The 14,501-nt window shown below is 62.6% G+C and carries 14 protein-coding genes; 5 read left to right on the forward strand and 9 right to left on the reverse strand.

The window, feature by feature from the left end; all coding sequences use genetic code 11:
• Positions 1–8: 8 nt before the first annotated feature.
• From CFU_RS10875 to CFU_RS10885, 3 genes are read left to right on the forward strand one after another with little or no spacing between them, the layout of a single operon-like run.
• Positions 9–698 carry a 2Fe-2S iron-sulfur cluster-binding protein gene (locus CFU_RS10875; RefSeq protein WP_041741744.1) on the forward strand — a complete coding sequence of 230 codons (690 nt, stop codon included), beginning with the start codon at positions 9–11 and terminating at the stop codon, positions 696–698.
• A complete protein-coding gene (locus CFU_RS10880; RefSeq protein WP_014006096.1) occupies positions 695–1,690 on the forward strand; it encodes an FAD binding domain-containing protein in 996 nt (331 codons plus the stop codon). The genes CFU_RS10875 and CFU_RS10880 overlap by 4 nt, the downstream gene beginning before the upstream one ends.
• On the forward strand, positions 1,687–3,897 hold the full coding sequence (locus CFU_RS10885) for a xanthine dehydrogenase family protein molybdopterin-binding subunit (protein WP_014006097.1): 2,211 nt from the start codon (positions 1,687–1,689) through the stop codon (positions 3,895–3,897). The genes CFU_RS10880 and CFU_RS10885 overlap by 4 nt, the downstream gene beginning before the upstream one ends.
• A gap of 18 nt (positions 3,898–3,915) precedes the next feature.
• Here the strand turns inward: CFU_RS10885 and CFU_RS10890 are convergent, their stop codons facing one another.
• The 9 genes from CFU_RS10890 to CFU_RS23295 all read right to left on the reverse strand — a co-directional run bounded on the left by CFU_RS10890 (position 3,916) and on the right by CFU_RS23295 (position 13,256).
• Positions 3,916–5,742: a phospholipase D-like domain-containing protein gene (locus CFU_RS10890; RefSeq protein ID WP_148264806.1), complete on the reverse strand. Its 1,827-nt coding sequence runs from the start codon at positions 5,740–5,742 to the stop codon at positions 3,916–3,918.
• Between the two features lie 142 nt (positions 5,743–5,884).
• Entirely contained in the window at positions 5,885–6,880 is a 996-nt protein-coding gene (locus CFU_RS23290) for a porin (protein ID WP_050808550.1), read from the reverse strand.
• Positions 6,881–6,938: 58 nt separating this feature from the next.
• On the reverse strand, positions 6,939–7,733 hold the full coding sequence (locus tag CFU_RS10900; protein ID WP_014006100.1) for a phosphate/phosphite/phosphonate ABC transporter substrate-binding protein: 795 nt from the start codon (positions 7,731–7,733) through the stop codon (positions 6,939–6,941).
• Positions 7,730–8,488: an ABC transporter permease gene (locus CFU_RS10905; RefSeq protein ID WP_014006101.1), complete on the reverse strand. Its 759-nt coding sequence runs from the start codon at positions 8,486–8,488 to the stop codon at positions 7,730–7,732. Before CFU_RS10905 ends, CFU_RS10900 begins: the two co-directional genes overlap by 4 nt.
• The gene (locus tag CFU_RS10910) at positions 8,485–9,417 is read right to left on the reverse strand and encodes an ABC transporter ATP-binding protein (protein WP_014006102.1); all 933 of its coding nucleotides are present in this window, start codon (positions 9,415–9,417) and stop codon (positions 8,485–8,487) included. Before CFU_RS10910 ends, CFU_RS10905 begins: the two co-directional genes overlap by 4 nt.
• Positions 9,410–10,615 carry an ABC transporter permease gene (locus tag CFU_RS10915; protein WP_014006103.1) on the reverse strand — a complete coding sequence of 402 codons (1,206 nt, stop codon included), beginning with the start codon at positions 10,613–10,615 and terminating at the stop codon, positions 9,410–9,412. The genes CFU_RS10910 and CFU_RS10915 overlap by 8 nt, the downstream gene beginning before the upstream one ends.
• A complete protein-coding gene (gene osmF / locus CFU_RS10920) occupies positions 10,612–11,541 on the reverse strand; it encodes a glycine betaine ABC transporter substrate-binding protein OsmF (protein WP_041741746.1) in 930 nt (309 codons plus the stop codon). Before osmF ends, CFU_RS10915 begins: the two co-directional genes overlap by 4 nt.
• 28 nt (positions 11,542–11,569) lie before the next feature.
• The gene (locus tag CFU_RS10925; protein ID WP_148264807.1) at positions 11,570–12,538 is read right to left on the reverse strand and encodes a fatty acid desaturase; all 969 of its coding nucleotides are present in this window, start codon (positions 12,536–12,538) and stop codon (positions 11,570–11,572) included.
• A 115-nt stretch (positions 12,539–12,653) separates the two neighbouring features.
• Positions 12,654–13,256 (reverse strand): DUF2726 domain-containing protein, encoded by a 603-nt coding sequence (locus tag CFU_RS23295; RefSeq protein WP_014006106.1) that lies wholly within the window; start codon positions 13,254–13,256, stop codon positions 12,654–12,656.
• 264 nt (positions 13,257–13,520) lie between these two features.
• Here CFU_RS23295 and CFU_RS10935 point away from each other — a divergent pair, with 264 nt between their 5' ends.
• Together CFU_RS10935 and CFU_RS10940 are read left to right on the forward strand one after the other, a co-directional pair.
• Positions 13,521–13,955, forward strand: a complete 435-nt coding sequence (locus CFU_RS10935; protein ID WP_014006107.1) for a YeeE/YedE family protein — start codon at positions 13,521–13,523, stop codon at positions 13,953–13,955.
• A 10-nt stretch (positions 13,956–13,965) separates the two neighbouring features.
• Entirely contained in the window at positions 13,966–14,400 is a 435-nt protein-coding gene (locus CFU_RS10940; protein ID WP_041741747.1) for a YeeE/YedE family protein, read from the forward strand.
• The last annotated feature ends 101 nt before the right edge of the window (positions 14,401–14,501 follow it).

Consider the following 14,501-nt stretch of genomic DNA (forward strand, 5'->3'; position numbering starts at 1 on the left):
AGGCAATCATGCCTGACAAGCCAGAAGGCAAGGGCGACGGACTTGCGCCGCCGAATATTTCGCGCCGCAACTTCATGCAGTCGGCAGCCTGGGCCGCCACCGCAGTCGCCGCGCCATCTTACGGAGCACAGCCAGCCATGACAAACGACCAGCAGCCATTGATGCCTTATGCGATTCCGGCGCAAGCCGTCGCCCTGGATATCAATGGCAAGCTTCATCAGTTGTCGATCGAACCACGGACCACGCTGCTGGACGTGCTGCGAGAAATCATCGGACTCAGCGGCAGCAAGAAAGGCTGCGACCGCGGGCAATGCGGCGCGTGCACGGTGCTGGTCGACGGCCGGCGCGTCAATTCCTGCCTGACGCTGGCTATCATGCAGGAAGGTAAAAAGATCGAAACCGTCGAAGGCCTGGCGCAAGACGGCAACCTGCATCCGCTGCAGGCGGCGTTTATCGAGCATGACGCGCTCCAGTGCGGTTACTGCACGCCCAGTCAGATCTGCTCGGCAAAAGCCATGCTCGATGAACTGCGCCAACGCACGGTCAGCGCCGTCACTACCGACATCAAGGCGGCGCCGCTGCTGTCCGACGAGGAAATCCGCGAGCGCATGAGCGGCAACATCTGCCGCTGCGGCGCTTACCAGAACATCGTCGCCGCAATCCGCCAGGTTGCGGGCGACGACGGGAGTCCGTCATGAATTCTTTTTCCTATGAGCGCGCAGCCAGCATCGACGATGCATTGCAGCTTGCGGCGCAACCCGGCGCCAAGTTCATCGGCGGCGGCACCAACCTGCTGGATTTGCTGAAAGGCGGCGCCGAGCGTCCATTGCGGCTGGTTGACATTACCCGCCTCGCGCTCGCCGACATCGCCGAGTTGCCGAATGGCGGCGTGCGCATCGGCGCCCTTGCGCGCAACAGCGACACGGCCAACCATCCCTTGATACGCCAGCGTTATCCGCTGCTGAGCCAGGCCCTGGTGGCAGGCGCTTCGCCGCAATTGCGCAACATGGCCACCACAGGCGGCAACCTGATGCAGCGCACCCGTTGCTATTATTTCTACGACACCGCTTTCGACATGTGCAACAAGCGCCTGCCGGGCTCAGGCTGCGCGGCAAAAGAGGGGCAGAACCGGATCCATGCCATCCTCGGCGCCAGCGCGGACTGCATCGCCGTCAATCCGTCCGACATGAGCGTGGCGCTGGCCGCGCTGGACGCCGTAGTGCGGGTGCGCGGAGTGCAGGGCGAACGCAGCATTCCCATGGCCGATTTCCATCGCCTGCCGGGCAATATGCCGCAGCTCGACACCACGCTGCGGCCGGGCGAATTGATAACCGCAGTCGATTTGCCCGCTTCACCGTTTGCCTCGCATTTCCATTACCTCAAGATTCGCGACCGCGCCAGTTATGCGTTTGCGCTGGTATCGGTGGCTGCCGCGCTGGAAATCCTCGATGGCGTGGTGCACAGCGCCCGCGTCGTGCTGGGCGGCGTCGCCCACAAGCCGTGGCGTTCGCTTGATGCAGAAAGCGCCTTGATCGGCCACCGGCTGGACCAGGCGGCGCGTTCCGCCGCCGCCAGGCTGGCGGTGCAGGGCGCACGTGGCTACGCCCACAATGAATTCAAGATAGAACTGGCCAGGCGCGCTGTGATACGGGCTTTGCGCAGAGCAGAGCTGGCGGAAGGAACAATATGAACAGCACAGGTCAAGCCATCAGCCGCATCGACGGCCATGCCAAGGTTACCGGCGCCGCGCGCTATTCAGCCGAACAGCCGCTGCCGCGCCTGGCGCACGCGGTGCTGGTTCCGAGCACGATCGCCAGCGGCCGCGTGGTGACGATCGATTCCGCCGCCGCGTCGGCAATGCCGGGCGTGTTGCTGGTCATGACCCATCTGTCGGCGCCACGGCTGCCGGCGGGCGGCATGGCGGGCGCTGCTTCGCCGCCGGCCGGCAGGGTCTTGAACCTGTTGCAGGACGACCGCGTCCACTACAACAACCAGCCGGTGGCGCTGGTGGTTGCGGACACGCTGGAGCATGCACAGGCGGCCGCGCAGAACCTGCGCATCGCTTATAAAAAAGAAACCGTCCAGCTCGATTTCGAGCGTGCGAAAAAAAATCCGTACAAGCCGGAAAAAGCCAAGGACGAAGCCGCCGACACCCGCCGCGGCGATATCGAATCCGGCAGGCGCAATGCGGCAGCAGTGGTGGAGGCGGTATATACCACGCCAATGGAACACCATAACCCGATGGAGCCGCACGCAACCGTGGCGGCTTGGGACGGCGACCGCCTGACCCTGTACGACTCGACCCAGTATGTGTCCGGCGTACGGAACACGGTCGCCAAAACGCTGGGCATCTCGCCGGAAAACGTCCGCGTCGTTTGCCCCTACGTCGGCGGCGGCTTCGGCTGCAAAGGTTCGACCTGGTCGCATGTGGTGCTGGCGGCGATGGCGGCGCGCCAGCTGGGACAGCCGGTCAAGCTTGTCCTCGAACGGCCGCAGATGTTCGGTCCGGTCGGACATCGGCCGAATACAGAGCAGCGCATCATGCTGGCCGCTAGCCGGGACGGCAAATTCACTGCAATGCGGCACGACGTGATTGCCAGCACTTCGCGCATGGAAGACTGGCTGGAGACGGCCGCGCTGACCAGCCGCATGCTGTATGCGTGCCCGAACCAGCAAACCAGCCATCGCCTGGCCAGGCTGGATACCGGCACCCCGACCTTCATGCGGGCGCCGGGCGAAGCATCCGGCACGTTTGCACTGGAATCCGCCGTCGATGAGCTGTCGTACGCCTTGCAGATCGATCCGATCCAGTTGCGCCTGCAAAACTATGCGGAGCAGGATCCGGAGAGCGGCAAGCCATGGTCCAGCAAGTCGCTGCGGGAATGCTACAGGAGCGGGGCGGAACGGTTCGGCTGGAGCCGCCGCACGCCGCAGCCGCGCTCGATGCGCAAGGGCGAGATGCTGGTCGGGATGGGCATGGCGACCGCCACCTATCCGGCCAACCGCAGCGCGGCCTCGGCCAGCGCGGTGATCCTGCCGGATGGTTCGGCCATAGTAAGGTCGGGCTCGCAGGACCTGGGCACAGGCACTTATACCATCATGACGCAAATTGCCGCCGATGCGCTCGGCCTGCCGCTGGAACGGGTGAAATTCGAACTGGGTGATACCGACATGCCGCGGGCGCCGGTGTCCGGCGGCTCGCAGTCGGCCGCCAGCGTCGCGCCGGCGGTCAAGGCCGCGGCGCTGGCCGTGCGCCGCAAGCTGGTCGAGCTGGCGCTTGCCGATGGCGAATCGCCGCTATCAGGCCTGCAAGCTGAAAATGTCACGGTGGAGAACGGCTGGCTGACGGCGCAGGCGGACCCCAGGCGGCGCGAGCCGTTTGCCGCCGTGATCGCGCGCCATGGCGGAACCGCGCTTGAAGCATCCGCGGATGCCAAGCCCGGCGAAGAAAAGCAGCAATATGCGCATCATTCCTTCGGCGCCGTGTTTGCCGAAGTCCATGTCGATCCGGAGCTCGGCGTGATTCGCGTCGAGAGGATAGTCGGCAGCTACGGCATCGGCCGCCTGCTCAACCAGAAGACCGGCCATAGCCAGCTGATGGGCGGCATCGTCTGGGGCGCCGGCATGGCGCTGATGGAAAAAACCGAGATCGACGCGCGCTACGGGCGTGCGGTAAACAGCAACCTGGCCGAATACCACGTGCCGGTCAATGCAGATATCGGCAGCATCGACATCATTGTGGTCAACGAAGATGACCAGCACATCAATTCCCTGGGGGCCAAGGGCATCGGGGAAATCGGCATCACCGGAGTTGCCGCGGCCATCGCCAACGCGGTGTATCACGCCACCGGCAAGCGGGTGCGGGATCTGCCTGTCACCTTGGATAAATTGCTTTGAGCTGTTTGTCCATCGGCTTCATGAAGCAAACAATACGCGATCGGTAAAGTGGGAGTCGTTGGGATCGAAATAGGGCAGGGCCCAGCGGTCGCTGGTGGACAGGAACCAGCCGACGGCAAGCGCGGCTTGTTGTTTCGACGCTGAAATCTGCCCTTTCATCGCCGCCGGCGCGCTGGCCGCCATCCGGTTCAGGAACTGGAAATGGTCGACCAGCCCTACCGCTTCGATGGCGAATACGGTTGCAACGTCGCCGTCGTGGATCGCCAGCAAGTTGTCGCCGTTCGCCTGTTCCCCGCCCAGGGCAAGGTTGGACGAGCCGCAGAACACAACCGGATTGTCGCCATTGAAGCTGCATACGACAAACTTATGATGGATCTGGTGGCCGACGCCGCTGATGGAACGGACCTGGTCAAATGGCGGAGGCAGTATCGATTTGCCCGGCTTTCCGGTCACCAGCACGCCGGTTTTCTTGCCCGGCGCGTACAGGGAAATGCCGGTATTGCTGTCTGAAATGCCATAGCTGAAGACATTGCTGTCGGCATGCAAATCCTTCAGGGCGGCATAGACCGGACTAGTGCCGTTGTCGATCGCCATCACGGCGAACAGCACACTGCCGTTGCCGCCGGGCTTGGTTTGTTCTTGCTGGATGCGGGCAGCGATGTCGCCCAGGTTCTCGGTGACAAACTCGGCTGTGTGAGGCGCGAAAGTGATGTCGGTTTGCGGCGAAATTCCATCGGGGATCGAGAAAGTGGCCGAGGAAAACGGCGATTGCAGGTAGGCACCGAGCTTGACGCCGCCTTGCCAGACGGTCTCGAACAATTGCCCGTATTCCGCGGCGACGCTGGGATCGTCGAAGACCATGACATGGTTGGAATTGACGTACAGGCCGGTGACGGAAAAATTGGTCGAGCCGGTCAGCACCTTCAGCGCGCTATCCTTGTTGAAGGAAACGAACACCTTGTCGTGTGCGTAGCGCTTGAAATGGCCGCGCAGGATGTCGGCAGGGCTGGTGGCAATCGCCCTGAACTGCGCCTCGAATTCATCCTCGGGCATCGGTTTTGCGGCCGAGTGATGCAGGGCCGCGTTGTCCAGGATGATCCTTACCCGGCCTTGCCTGCCCAGTTCCAGCAGGATCTTGCATAGGTCGGGTTCATTCAGGTCGTAGGCAAACACGTCCAGATATTGCGCCGGATCCTGCAGCACCTCGTCCAGGAACTCGAAAATCCGCTCTCTTGCAGTCAGCCCGAGCCAGGCGTATTCGTCGGCAAAGGTATACTGCTCGCCGGCGTCGTTGACGCCCGATACTTGCGCTGTATCGAACAACAGTTCCCTGGTATCGGGCCGGATCAGCGCGTTGATGCCAAAATGGTGGGTAAACGCCTGAGACTGCGTATAACCGCGGGTAAACCCGAGCTTGAACTTGTTTTTGGCAAACGGCCCGACATACGCGCTGACCGACACGCCCAGCGTCTCGTCGAGGGCAAGCAACGACTGCTTGCCGTCAAAATAGCGTGGGATCACCGTATAGGTGTATTTACCGAAAAACGGCGTGAGCCCCTGATGGACGGAGCCAGGCACATGCAGCCAGCGAAACTTGTGTATCGGTGCATTCACCGTCGAGTTCGGCGGTTCGGCCGGATCCTGGGCATGCGCGCCCGGACTTTCAAACTGCAGCGTGTTGCACAGGTAGTAGGGAGGCAGGCCGTCGGGCTGGCAGCGGATCGTGAAACCCGCCAGATCCTTGCTGCTTTCAGGCTGCAGCAGGTTGAACGCCAGCAGGGTCTTGCAGTCGCCGATATGGGCGGTGACCGACAGCAACTGGGATTGATCCGTGACAGACGCCATCGCCATCCTCCGCATTCAGTTAGACATGTTCCGGTTCTCGAAGCACGATTTGCCTGATGAACCAGGCGTCCAACCTGTTGGGGAGGAGTTGCAAAATACTAGCGAAGAAATGTTACCCGATGATGACTTGCCAGCTGTCCGGTCAGAATGAATACTGCATGCCAGCCTGGCCGCCGCTCAGCCGGCCGCTCTGGGGATTGCGGTCGGTATCGGCTTCAACGTACAGCTTGGTGCGCTTGGACAGGCTGTAGCGCGCCACCGCCAGGAATTTGTTGTCTACGGCGCCGTCGGCGGTGGTGCGCCAATAGGCGGCGGTCAGTTCCCAGGCCGGAACCGGGACATAAATGACGCCGACGCCGTTGGTGATCAGGCTGCGGGTGCCGGTGTAGGGTTCGTTCCTGGTGTGGTAATGCACCAACTGCGCCGTGACCGGGCCGATCTCGTAATAGCCGCCCGCGGTAAACGTGGTCTGGCCGCTGCCGTTGATGCCGCCGTAGGCAATCGCCGCGCCGAACGGACGGCCGTTGTACATCAGGCTGGCGGCCTGCATGCTGCCGTGCTGGGTGCCGGCCTGTTCGCCGGCGGCATAACTGAGGCGGCCGATGAAATCGGAGTAACGGCCGGTATAGACGACCGCATTGTCCCAGGCGTAATTGAGCTGATGGTTGCCCGACGGCGACCAGCTCGATACGTAGGTCGGGTCGCTCAGCCACGAGCCGGCGTAATAGAGCGCGTTGTACTGGCGGCCGAGGGTCAGCTCGCCGAAGCTGTTGCTCAAGCCGACATAGGCGGTACGACCGAACAGGCGGCCGCCTTGGTTCAATTGCCCGTTGTCTAGCGAAAATCCGTTTTCCAGGTTGAAAATGGCCTTCACGCCGCCGCCCAGGTCTTCGCTGCCGATCAGTCCCCAGCGGCTGCCGGCCCAGCCCAGTTCAGCGCCGTCCACCACCGACAAGCTGTTGCCGGCCTTGGTTTGCTGGTAGCGCAGGCTGCTGTCGATGAAACCGTACAGGGTCACGCTGGTGCTGGCGACCTGTGCATGGGAGGCGCTGGAGGCAAGCGCCAGCAAGGCGGCAGGGGCGATGCGCGAAATCCGGGGAGAAGCACGCAGAGAAATGCAGGTAGCGGATGTTTTCATTGTTTTGCTGAGTGTGGTTGGTAATGAGTTGCGCACGGCAGGCGCGAGCGGCGCGGTGCTACCAGTCAGCCAGGCCGTCGGTCCGGTTCTGTTCGGCCTTCAATGCGCAGATGCGGTAATCCTGCGCATCCAGGCTGGAAAAGCCGCTGATGCGCATGGCGCCGCGCGCGTTTTCCAGTTCCTGCGCCTCGACGCTGGCCGCCAGGGCCTGGCGCAGCGCCGCCAGCGTGGCTGGCGCTGTAGCCGACGAGGTAATCAGCGGCAGGCCGGGCATAGGCGCAGTGAAGCCGATGGCGGCCAGGCGGGAGAATATCTCGGGCTCCTGGCGGCTCAGGAAATAGGCGCTGACGCAATCGAGCGCGGCGATGTCGGCCTGGCCGCTAGCGACCAGCCGCGCCGACTGCCGATGGGAGCCGCTGAACACCACCTTCGAGAAAAACCTGCCGCCGGCGGTGAATGGCGCAACCGCGCTGCGCAGCGCGTGATAACCGGATTGCGAGTGGCGCTCGTTGCAGGCGGCAACGGCGTCTTTAAATGCCTGCAATGGTTTTGCCGCATCCTCTTGTCGCACCCACAGGCTGCTGCTGTAATTTGCCTGCTCGCAGCCGGGCACGTCGAAATGAAAGGCGCCTACCACCTGCACCTTGCCGTGTAAAACCGTCGATACCGGATAACCGCAGGTCTGGCTCAACAACAGGTCCGGCTCCTGCCAGTGCTTTAGAAGGTCTTGCGGCTGGCCGAGCCGATGGGGAACATCGTCCACGCCTTCGAGTTGCAGGTAGCGGCGCAGCCCGCTCCAGAATTCATCCAGGCTGCCGGCCGGAAACGGGTACATCGGCAACGCACATCTCATGCACTGCCTCCGCCATGCAAACCTGCCTGCGGCGTCCAGCGCTGCGACAGCAGGTCAAACAGCTGGTCGGCCACGATGGCCAGCAGCGCAACCAGCAACGCACCCTGGATCACATAGGCGGTATTGAAGCCGCTCAGGCCGACGATGATCGGCAGTCCCAGCGTCTTGGCGCCGACGGTGGATGCAATCGCCGCCGTGCCGATATTGATCACCACCGAAGTGCGCACGCCGGCCAGTATGACCGGCGCCGCCAGCGGCAGTTCGACCCGGTACAGGATCTGCCAGCGGTTCATGCCGATGCCGCGCGCAATTTCCAGGATGGCCGGCGAGATCGAGGACAAGCCGCTCATCGCGCCTTGCGCCACCGGCAGCACGCCGTACATGACCAGCGCGATCAGGGCCGGGGTTTCGCCGAAACCGATCAGCGGCACTGCCACCGCCAGCACCGCCACCGGAGGAAACGACTGGCTGATCGCCAGCACCGTTTCCAGGGAAGAGCGGAACGGCCGGCCTGCCGGTCTGGTCACCAGCAGGCCCGCCGCCACGCCGCCCACCACCGCAATCGCGCCCGACAGCAGCACGATGCTCAAATGCGCCAGCACCAGCGTGGTGAATGCATCTTGCATGTACATAGGGCGGGCCAGCTGCGGGAAAACGGCGGCAAACAGGGGCGCCGTCAGCGGCATGCCGAAGGTAAAAGCCAGCAGCAACAGGCTGCTGACGGCGAGCCAGCGATGGCGCTGGAGCCGGTTCATCGCGGCGCCTCGAGCAGGTCGGAGAAATGCAGCACGCCGGCAGCCTGGCCTTGTTCGTCGACCACCGGCAGGCTGTGCGCCTTGCGCGTGATGAAGGCGGACAAGGCTTCGCGCAGCGTGCTGCTGCTACGGATCGGTTCGCCGGGAATCGGGGGCTCGCCGCGTACCCGGCCGGCGATCTTGTCCAGCCCGAGCAGGCGGATGCCGACATCGCTCTGGCCGACAAATTCGCGCACAAACTCGTTTTCGGGAGTCAGCAGGAAATCGCGCGGCGTGCCTTGCTGCACGATGCGGCCATGGTCCATCAGCACAATCCGTTGGCCTAGCGCCAGGGCTTCGTCGATGTCGTGGGTCACCAGCACGATGGTCTTGCCGGACAGCTTGTGGATATTGGCCAGCTCCTGCTGCAGGCTGGCGCGGGTCACCGGATCGAGCGCGCCGAACGGTTCATCCATCAGCAGCACGTCGGGATCGGCCGCCAGCGCACGCGCCACGCCTACCCGTTGCTGCTGGCCGCCGGACAGCTGGTCGGGATAACGATGGCGGAATTTTTCGGGGGACAGGTGCAGCAGTTCCAGCAGTTCGCTGACGCGGTCGTGGATCTTTGCCTTCGGCCATTTCAGCAGGACCGGGACGGCGCTGATGTTCTGCTCCACGGTCCAGTGCGGAAACAGCCCGACCGACTGGATCGCATAACCGATACGGCGCCGCAATTGCTCCGGCGAGTGCTCGACCACCGGCTTGCCGTGCAGCCTGATGCTGCCGCTGTCCGGTTCCAGCAAGCGGTTCAACAGTTTCAGCAAGGTCGACTTGCCGGAGCCGGAAGTGCCGATCAGCACCACGAATTCACCGTTCTTGATGGTCAGGGACAGCTCGCTGACCGCTGGCCAGCCGTTGAACGATTTGCGGACTTCGCTGATTTCAATCATGGATTTTTCTCCTGAAGATAGCGATCGCTACCTTGAATAGCGTATCGACCCCGATGGCCAGCAGGATCACCGGGATCACGCCCAGCAGCACCAGGTCCAGCGCGCTGCTCGACATGCCCTGGAACATGAGGACGCCGAAACCGCCGGCGCCGATCAGCGCCGCCACCACCGCCAGCCCGATCGCCTGCACGGTAGTGACGCGGACGCTGGCCAGGAACACCGGCAACGCCAACGGCAGTTCGACATGGAAAAATATCTGCCAGGGCGACATGCCGATGCCGCTGGCGGCTTCGCGCACGTCGGCCGGCACCTGCTCCAGCCCGGCCAAGGTGCCGTGCGCCATCGGCAGCAGCGAATACAAGGTCAGCGCCAGCAACGCCGGCGGCAGGCCGACGCCGCCGATGCCTGATTGCGGAAACAGGCTGCCCAGCAGCGCCAGCGGGCCGATCAGCAAGCCGAACAGGGCAATCGAGGGGATGGTCTGGATGACGTTAAGCACCGGGAACAGCAGCTTGCGCGCCCGCCGGCTGCGGAAAGACAGGGCGCCAAGCAGGGCGCCGAGCAGCACCGCGGGCAATACCGAAAACAGCACCAGCTGCAGGTGGCGCAGCAGCGCCAGGTTGAATGCGTCCTGGTGATTCTGGTATTCCTTTAGCAGCGACAGGCTATCCAGGTAACCCGAAGCGAGCAGCGCCGCGAGCGGCGCTGACGCAAGCAATATCAGCGCTACCCGCGCCGGCAGGCTGAGGGTGAGGCCGCGCAACGCCTCCGCCAGTTGCAGCCAGGCGGTCAGCAGCAACAGCCAGAAAGCGCCGCCGAACGAGATGCGCGCCAGGGAATCCGCCTCGCCGCTGCGCAGCTGGGCTTCATGCCCGGCCAGAGCCAGCAGGCCGCCGCTGAGCGCCGCCGCTGCAATGAGCAGGACAATATAGGTAAGGCGGCAGGGCCGCAGCCAAGGCGCCGCCAGCAGCGGCAGGGCCGGCAGCGCCAGCAGCCAGTAGCGCGCGGCAAGCTGGCTGAGCAAGATGCCCTGGCCGCTGAGCAGCCGATTGGGGGCGTAGGTCAGCAAAGGCAGGTTGGTGGCGGCGACGATCGCGACAATCACCAGCAGCAGGTGCACCGGGTTATGCAGCTTGAGTGACGGCAGCGCGACGTTGCCCACGCGCCATGGCTGGTTGGCCAGACGCGCCATGGTCATTTAATAAAACCTTTGCTGCGCAGGTAATCGCCGGCTATCTTGCGGGCGTCGCGTCCTTCGATGGCGATGCCGGCGTTGAGTTTTTGCAGCGTCGGACTATCCAGCGACAGGAACACCGGCTTCAGCAGACCGGCGATCTTGGGATATTTCGCCAGCACCTCGCTGCGGATCACCGCGGTCGGCGCATAGACCGGCTGCACCGACTTGACATCGTCCAGCGCCACCAGCCCCAGCGCCGCCAGTGCGCCGTCGGTGCCGTACACCATCGCGGCGTTGACGCCGGAAGTCTGTTCCGCGGCGGCCTTGATCGTGGCCGCCGTATCGCCGCCCGCCAGGGTCAGTAGCTGGTCCTGTTTCAACTTGAATCCGTAGGTGTTTTCAAAAGCCGGCAAGGCGTCCGGGCGCTCGATGAATTCCGCCGAAGCCGCCAGCTTGAAATGTCCGCCCTGGCTGATCCAGCGGCCGAGGTCGGTCAGCGTCTTGAGCTTGTTGGCCTGCGCCACATCCTTGTGCACCGCGATCAGCCAGGTGTTGTTGGCGGGGGACGGCGTCAGCCATGTCAGCTTGTTTTTATCGAGGTCGAGCTTTTTCACCAGCTGGTAACCGGCTTCGGCATTTTTCCAGGCCGGGTTTTTTTCATCGGAAAAGAAAAAAGCGCCGTTGCCGGTGTATTCAGGATAGATGTCGAGCTCGCCCGAGATCAGCGCGCCGCGCACTACCTTGGTGGTGCCCAGCTGCAGGCGGTTGACGGTCTTGATGCCGTTGGCTTCCAGCACCAGCTGGATCAGGTTGCCCAGCAGCGCGCCTTCGGTATCGATCTTGGAACCGACCCGGACCGGTTCGGCGGCCTGGGCCATGGGCGAAAACAGGGTAGCGACCAAGGTGGTGGCCAAGGCGGCGCCCAGCAGGCGAGTGTAAAGACTCATGTTGACTCCGTTAGATAGCGATGCCGGTTCAGGCAAAGGGATGGATATCGGCAATCACCGGTGTGCCGCGATGGCGCCACAGCAGCGGCAGGTAGCCGCGCTCGACGAAGCCGTCGCTGCGTTCCAGGTAGGTCTCGCGTTCGGCCAGATAGGCTTGTCGTAGGTGGAACCATGGCAGTCCGGGGTGCAGGTGATGTACAAGATGGTAATTCAAATTCAGGAACAGCAGGCGCCATGGCCATGCTGCCTCGTTGATTACCGAACGTCCCTGTGTGGCTTCGACCGCCCGGTGTTCGTAGAAAGAACGCACCATGGTCAGGCTGAGGGCGGGATAAGCGACCGCGAACAGGTAGTACCAGGGGGATATTCCGGCGCCGTGCAGGAATACCAGCAGCGCCGCCAGCAGCGCCAGGTGCCAGCCCCAGGTAACAATGGTTTTCCGGTTGCGCTGCCGCCATGCGCTGCGGACGGTCTGCGACCATGCCAGTGCCGGCCCGGCCAGCAGGCGGCCGCCGGAGGTATTGCGGAAACGGCGCAAGGCCCTTCCCAGCGGCCTGCCGCTCTGCAGCGACACGTAATAGGTTTCCGGATCGGCGCCAGGCAGCGTCAGTATCTTTTCATCGCGATGATGGGCAAGGTGGCTGTCGCGATATACCGCGTACGGATACCACACTGCCAGCGGCAACTGGCCGAACAGGGCGTTGAAACCGGCGTGGCGGGTCGGATGGCCGTGTATCAGCTCGTGCTGCAGCGACATGTACCAGGCGCTCAGTGCGATCAGCACAGGGGTGCCGAGCCACGGGTCCAGTTCGCGCCAATGCAGCACGGTGGCCAGCCAGCCGCCGTAGATCAGGGCGATCAGTCCCCAGGTAGGCAATTCCAGGCGCGCCAGCCATGCCGCGGCCGGCGTCTTTTCTTCCGCTGGGGCTACAGCCGCGGTCAACAGCTCAGGTTGACCAAGGAAATGGAATTTGGGGTCGTGAGGTAAAAAGTACATGCGCGGCTCTCTTTCCATTAGCCGCGAATATATAGTAGGTATATGCCAAGAAAGAACGAATCATTTGGAACAACTATATACGGAATAAATATATGCCCTGGACGCCTGGCGCCGTTCAGGCGCCTGCGGCTTTGCTGGCCTGGGGAATGTTCTCCAGTTTCCGCGCCATGCTGAACAATTGCTGCTCGAGGAGCTTGATCTTTTTTTCCTGAATGATTTCGGTTGCGGATTTTTCCGGGACGGAGAGTGGGACAGGCGGGAATATTTTCTTGATTTCTTCGACCGAGGGTAGGGGAACAGCCGGCCAGCGGATCAGTTGTATGCCCGCGGCTTCCATGGCGCTGTTTTTTCTGGCGTCGCGTTTTTGCGCCGCTGCGGTGGCGTGGGATCTGTCATCGATTTCAATGCCCGCAAGGACGTCCAGCGATCCATTGCAGATGACGAAATCCAGGCTTTTCGCACTGATCGTGTTGAACGCGCCGCCCTGTTTTTTTGCATCGATGCAGCTCGAAAGCGCTACCTGGGCCAGGACCACATAACCCGGAAGGGCATCGATCAGTTTCCAGTACATTTCCCGTTCGTTTGCCGTCAGCAGCGCCTTGCTTTTGTACTGGTAGCCGGCCTTTGCGTTTTCCGTCCTGCCTTTTTTGCTCGCCAGGGCAGCAATGACAGCCAAGACGATCAAACCGAGAATGATTAAACCCAATGCCTTTAGCATTTGTTCTCCCCTGATGGAATTTTTGCAACTTTATCAGCTTTGGCGAAAAAACAGCAGATTCGTATTCAACTTCCGCTCCGTGAATGCATGGGAGCCGCTACGCCGTCGGAGCTTTTTATATGGAAATGGTCTACCGGCGTGTGAATGGAATGTTGCGGAATCGGACGTTGCGCCAATCATGCGAAAATGGGCAAGCTTCGTCAACGGCTTGGCAAAAAAACTGAGCAAGAACCGGGCCAAACATTGGCCCTCAAGGAAAACATGATGTCTATCGACTGGAGCGCATTTACCCCATGGCCAGCGTTGCTTGGCGGCCTGCTGATCGGCCTGGCCGCGGCCATGTTCGTACTGTTGAATGGCCGTATAGCGGGAATCAGCGGCATCCTGGGCGGTTTGCTGCAGCCGGCGCGAGGAGATGTCGGCTGGCGCGCCGCCTTCTTGCTAGGGCTGATCGGCTCTCCGCTGGCCTATGCCTGGTTTGCAACGTTGCCCGCCGTGCAGATTGACGCCGGCTTCGGCGCCTTGATTGCGGCCGGGCTGCTGGTCGGCATCGGCACCCGTTATGGTTCCGGCTGCACCAGCGGCCACGGCGTCTGCGGCTTGTCGCGCCTGTCGCCGCGTTCGCTGGCGGCCACCGTCGTTTTCATGGGCTGCGGTTTTGTTATTGTCTACGGGATACGCCACCTGTTCGCCGCCTAAGGAAAAATCCATGCTCATCATCACATCGTTGCTTGCCGGCCTGGTGTTCGGGCTGGGACTGATCGTATCCGGCATGGCGAATCCGGCCAAAGTGCTTGGTTTCCTGGATCTCGGCGGCGCCTGGGACCCGTCGCTGGCGTTCGTGATGGCCGGCGCCATTGCGCTGGGGCTGGCGGCATTCTCTTTTGCAAAACGCAGAACCAGGTCTTTGATCGGCGCCGAGATGAAACTGCCCGCCGCACGCCATATCGATCGCAGCCTGCTGATCGGCAGCGCCGTGTTTGGCGCAGGCTGGGGGATGGCGGGCATTTGCCCGGGACCGGCCCTGGTTGATCTCGGCATGGGCGAGACGAAAGCGCTGGTGTTTGTAGCGGCGATGCTGGCAGGCATGGCGGTGTTCGAGATTGCCGAGAAGCGCCGGCGCGCGACCAGATCGCCGCATTGAATACTGCAGTACCGAGGCTGCTGTTCTGCAGCCCTTTCTATCGACGATCCACCATGTGTTGACCAGAAAACGCGCCCGCGCATCCAGACGCCGGCGCGCAG

The sequence above is a fragment of the Collimonas fungivorans Ter331 genome (genome assembly GCF_000221045.1).
Lineage (GTDB): Bacteria > Pseudomonadota > Gammaproteobacteria > Burkholderiales > Burkholderiaceae_D > Collimonas > Collimonas fungivorans_A.

Coding starts and splice junctions, on each gene's coding strand:
- CFU_RS10875 (WP_041741744.1), top strand. CDS start 9: ATGCCTGACAAGCCAGAAGGCAAGGGCGACGGACTTGCGCCGCCGAAT.
- CFU_RS10880 (WP_014006096.1), top strand. CDS start 695: ATGAATTCTTTTTCCTATGAGCGCGCAGCCAGCATCGACGATGCATTG.
- CFU_RS10885 (WP_014006097.1), top strand. CDS start 1,687: ATGAACAGCACAGGTCAAGCCATCAGCCGCATCGACGGCCATGCCAAG.
- CFU_RS10890 (WP_148264806.1), bottom strand. CDS start 5,742: ATGGCGTCTGTCACGGATCAATCCCAGTTGCTGTCGGTCACCGCCCAT.
- CFU_RS23290 (WP_050808550.1), bottom strand. CDS start 6,880: ATGAAAACATCCGCTACCTGCATTTCTCTGCGTGCTTCTCCCCGGATT.
- CFU_RS10900 (WP_014006100.1), bottom strand. CDS start 7,733: ATGAGATGTGCGTTGCCGATGTACCCGTTTCCGGCCGGCAGCCTGGAT.
- CFU_RS10905 (WP_014006101.1), bottom strand. CDS start 8,488: ATGAACCGGCTCCAGCGCCATCGCTGGCTCGCCGTCAGCAGCCTGTTG.
- CFU_RS10910 (WP_014006102.1), bottom strand. CDS start 9,417: ATGATTGAAATCAGCGAAGTCCGCAAATCGTTCAACGGCTGGCCAGCG.
- CFU_RS10915 (WP_014006103.1), bottom strand. CDS start 10,615: ATGACCATGGCGCGTCTGGCCAACCAGCCATGGCGCGTGGGCAACGTC.
- osmF (WP_041741746.1), bottom strand. CDS start 11,541: ATGAGTCTTTACACTCGCCTGCTGGGCGCCGCCTTGGCCACCACCTTG.
- CFU_RS10925 (WP_148264807.1), bottom strand. CDS start 12,538: ATGTACTTTTTACCTCACGACCCCAAATTCCATTTCCTTGGTCAACCT.
- CFU_RS23295 (WP_014006106.1), bottom strand. CDS start 13,256: ATGCTAAAGGCATTGGGTTTAATCATTCTCGGTTTGATCGTCTTGGCT.
- CFU_RS10935 (WP_014006107.1), top strand. CDS start 13,521: ATGTCTATCGACTGGAGCGCATTTACCCCATGGCCAGCGTTGCTTGGC.
- CFU_RS10940 (WP_041741747.1), top strand. CDS start 13,966: ATGCTCATCATCACATCGTTGCTTGCCGGCCTGGTGTTCGGGCTGGGA.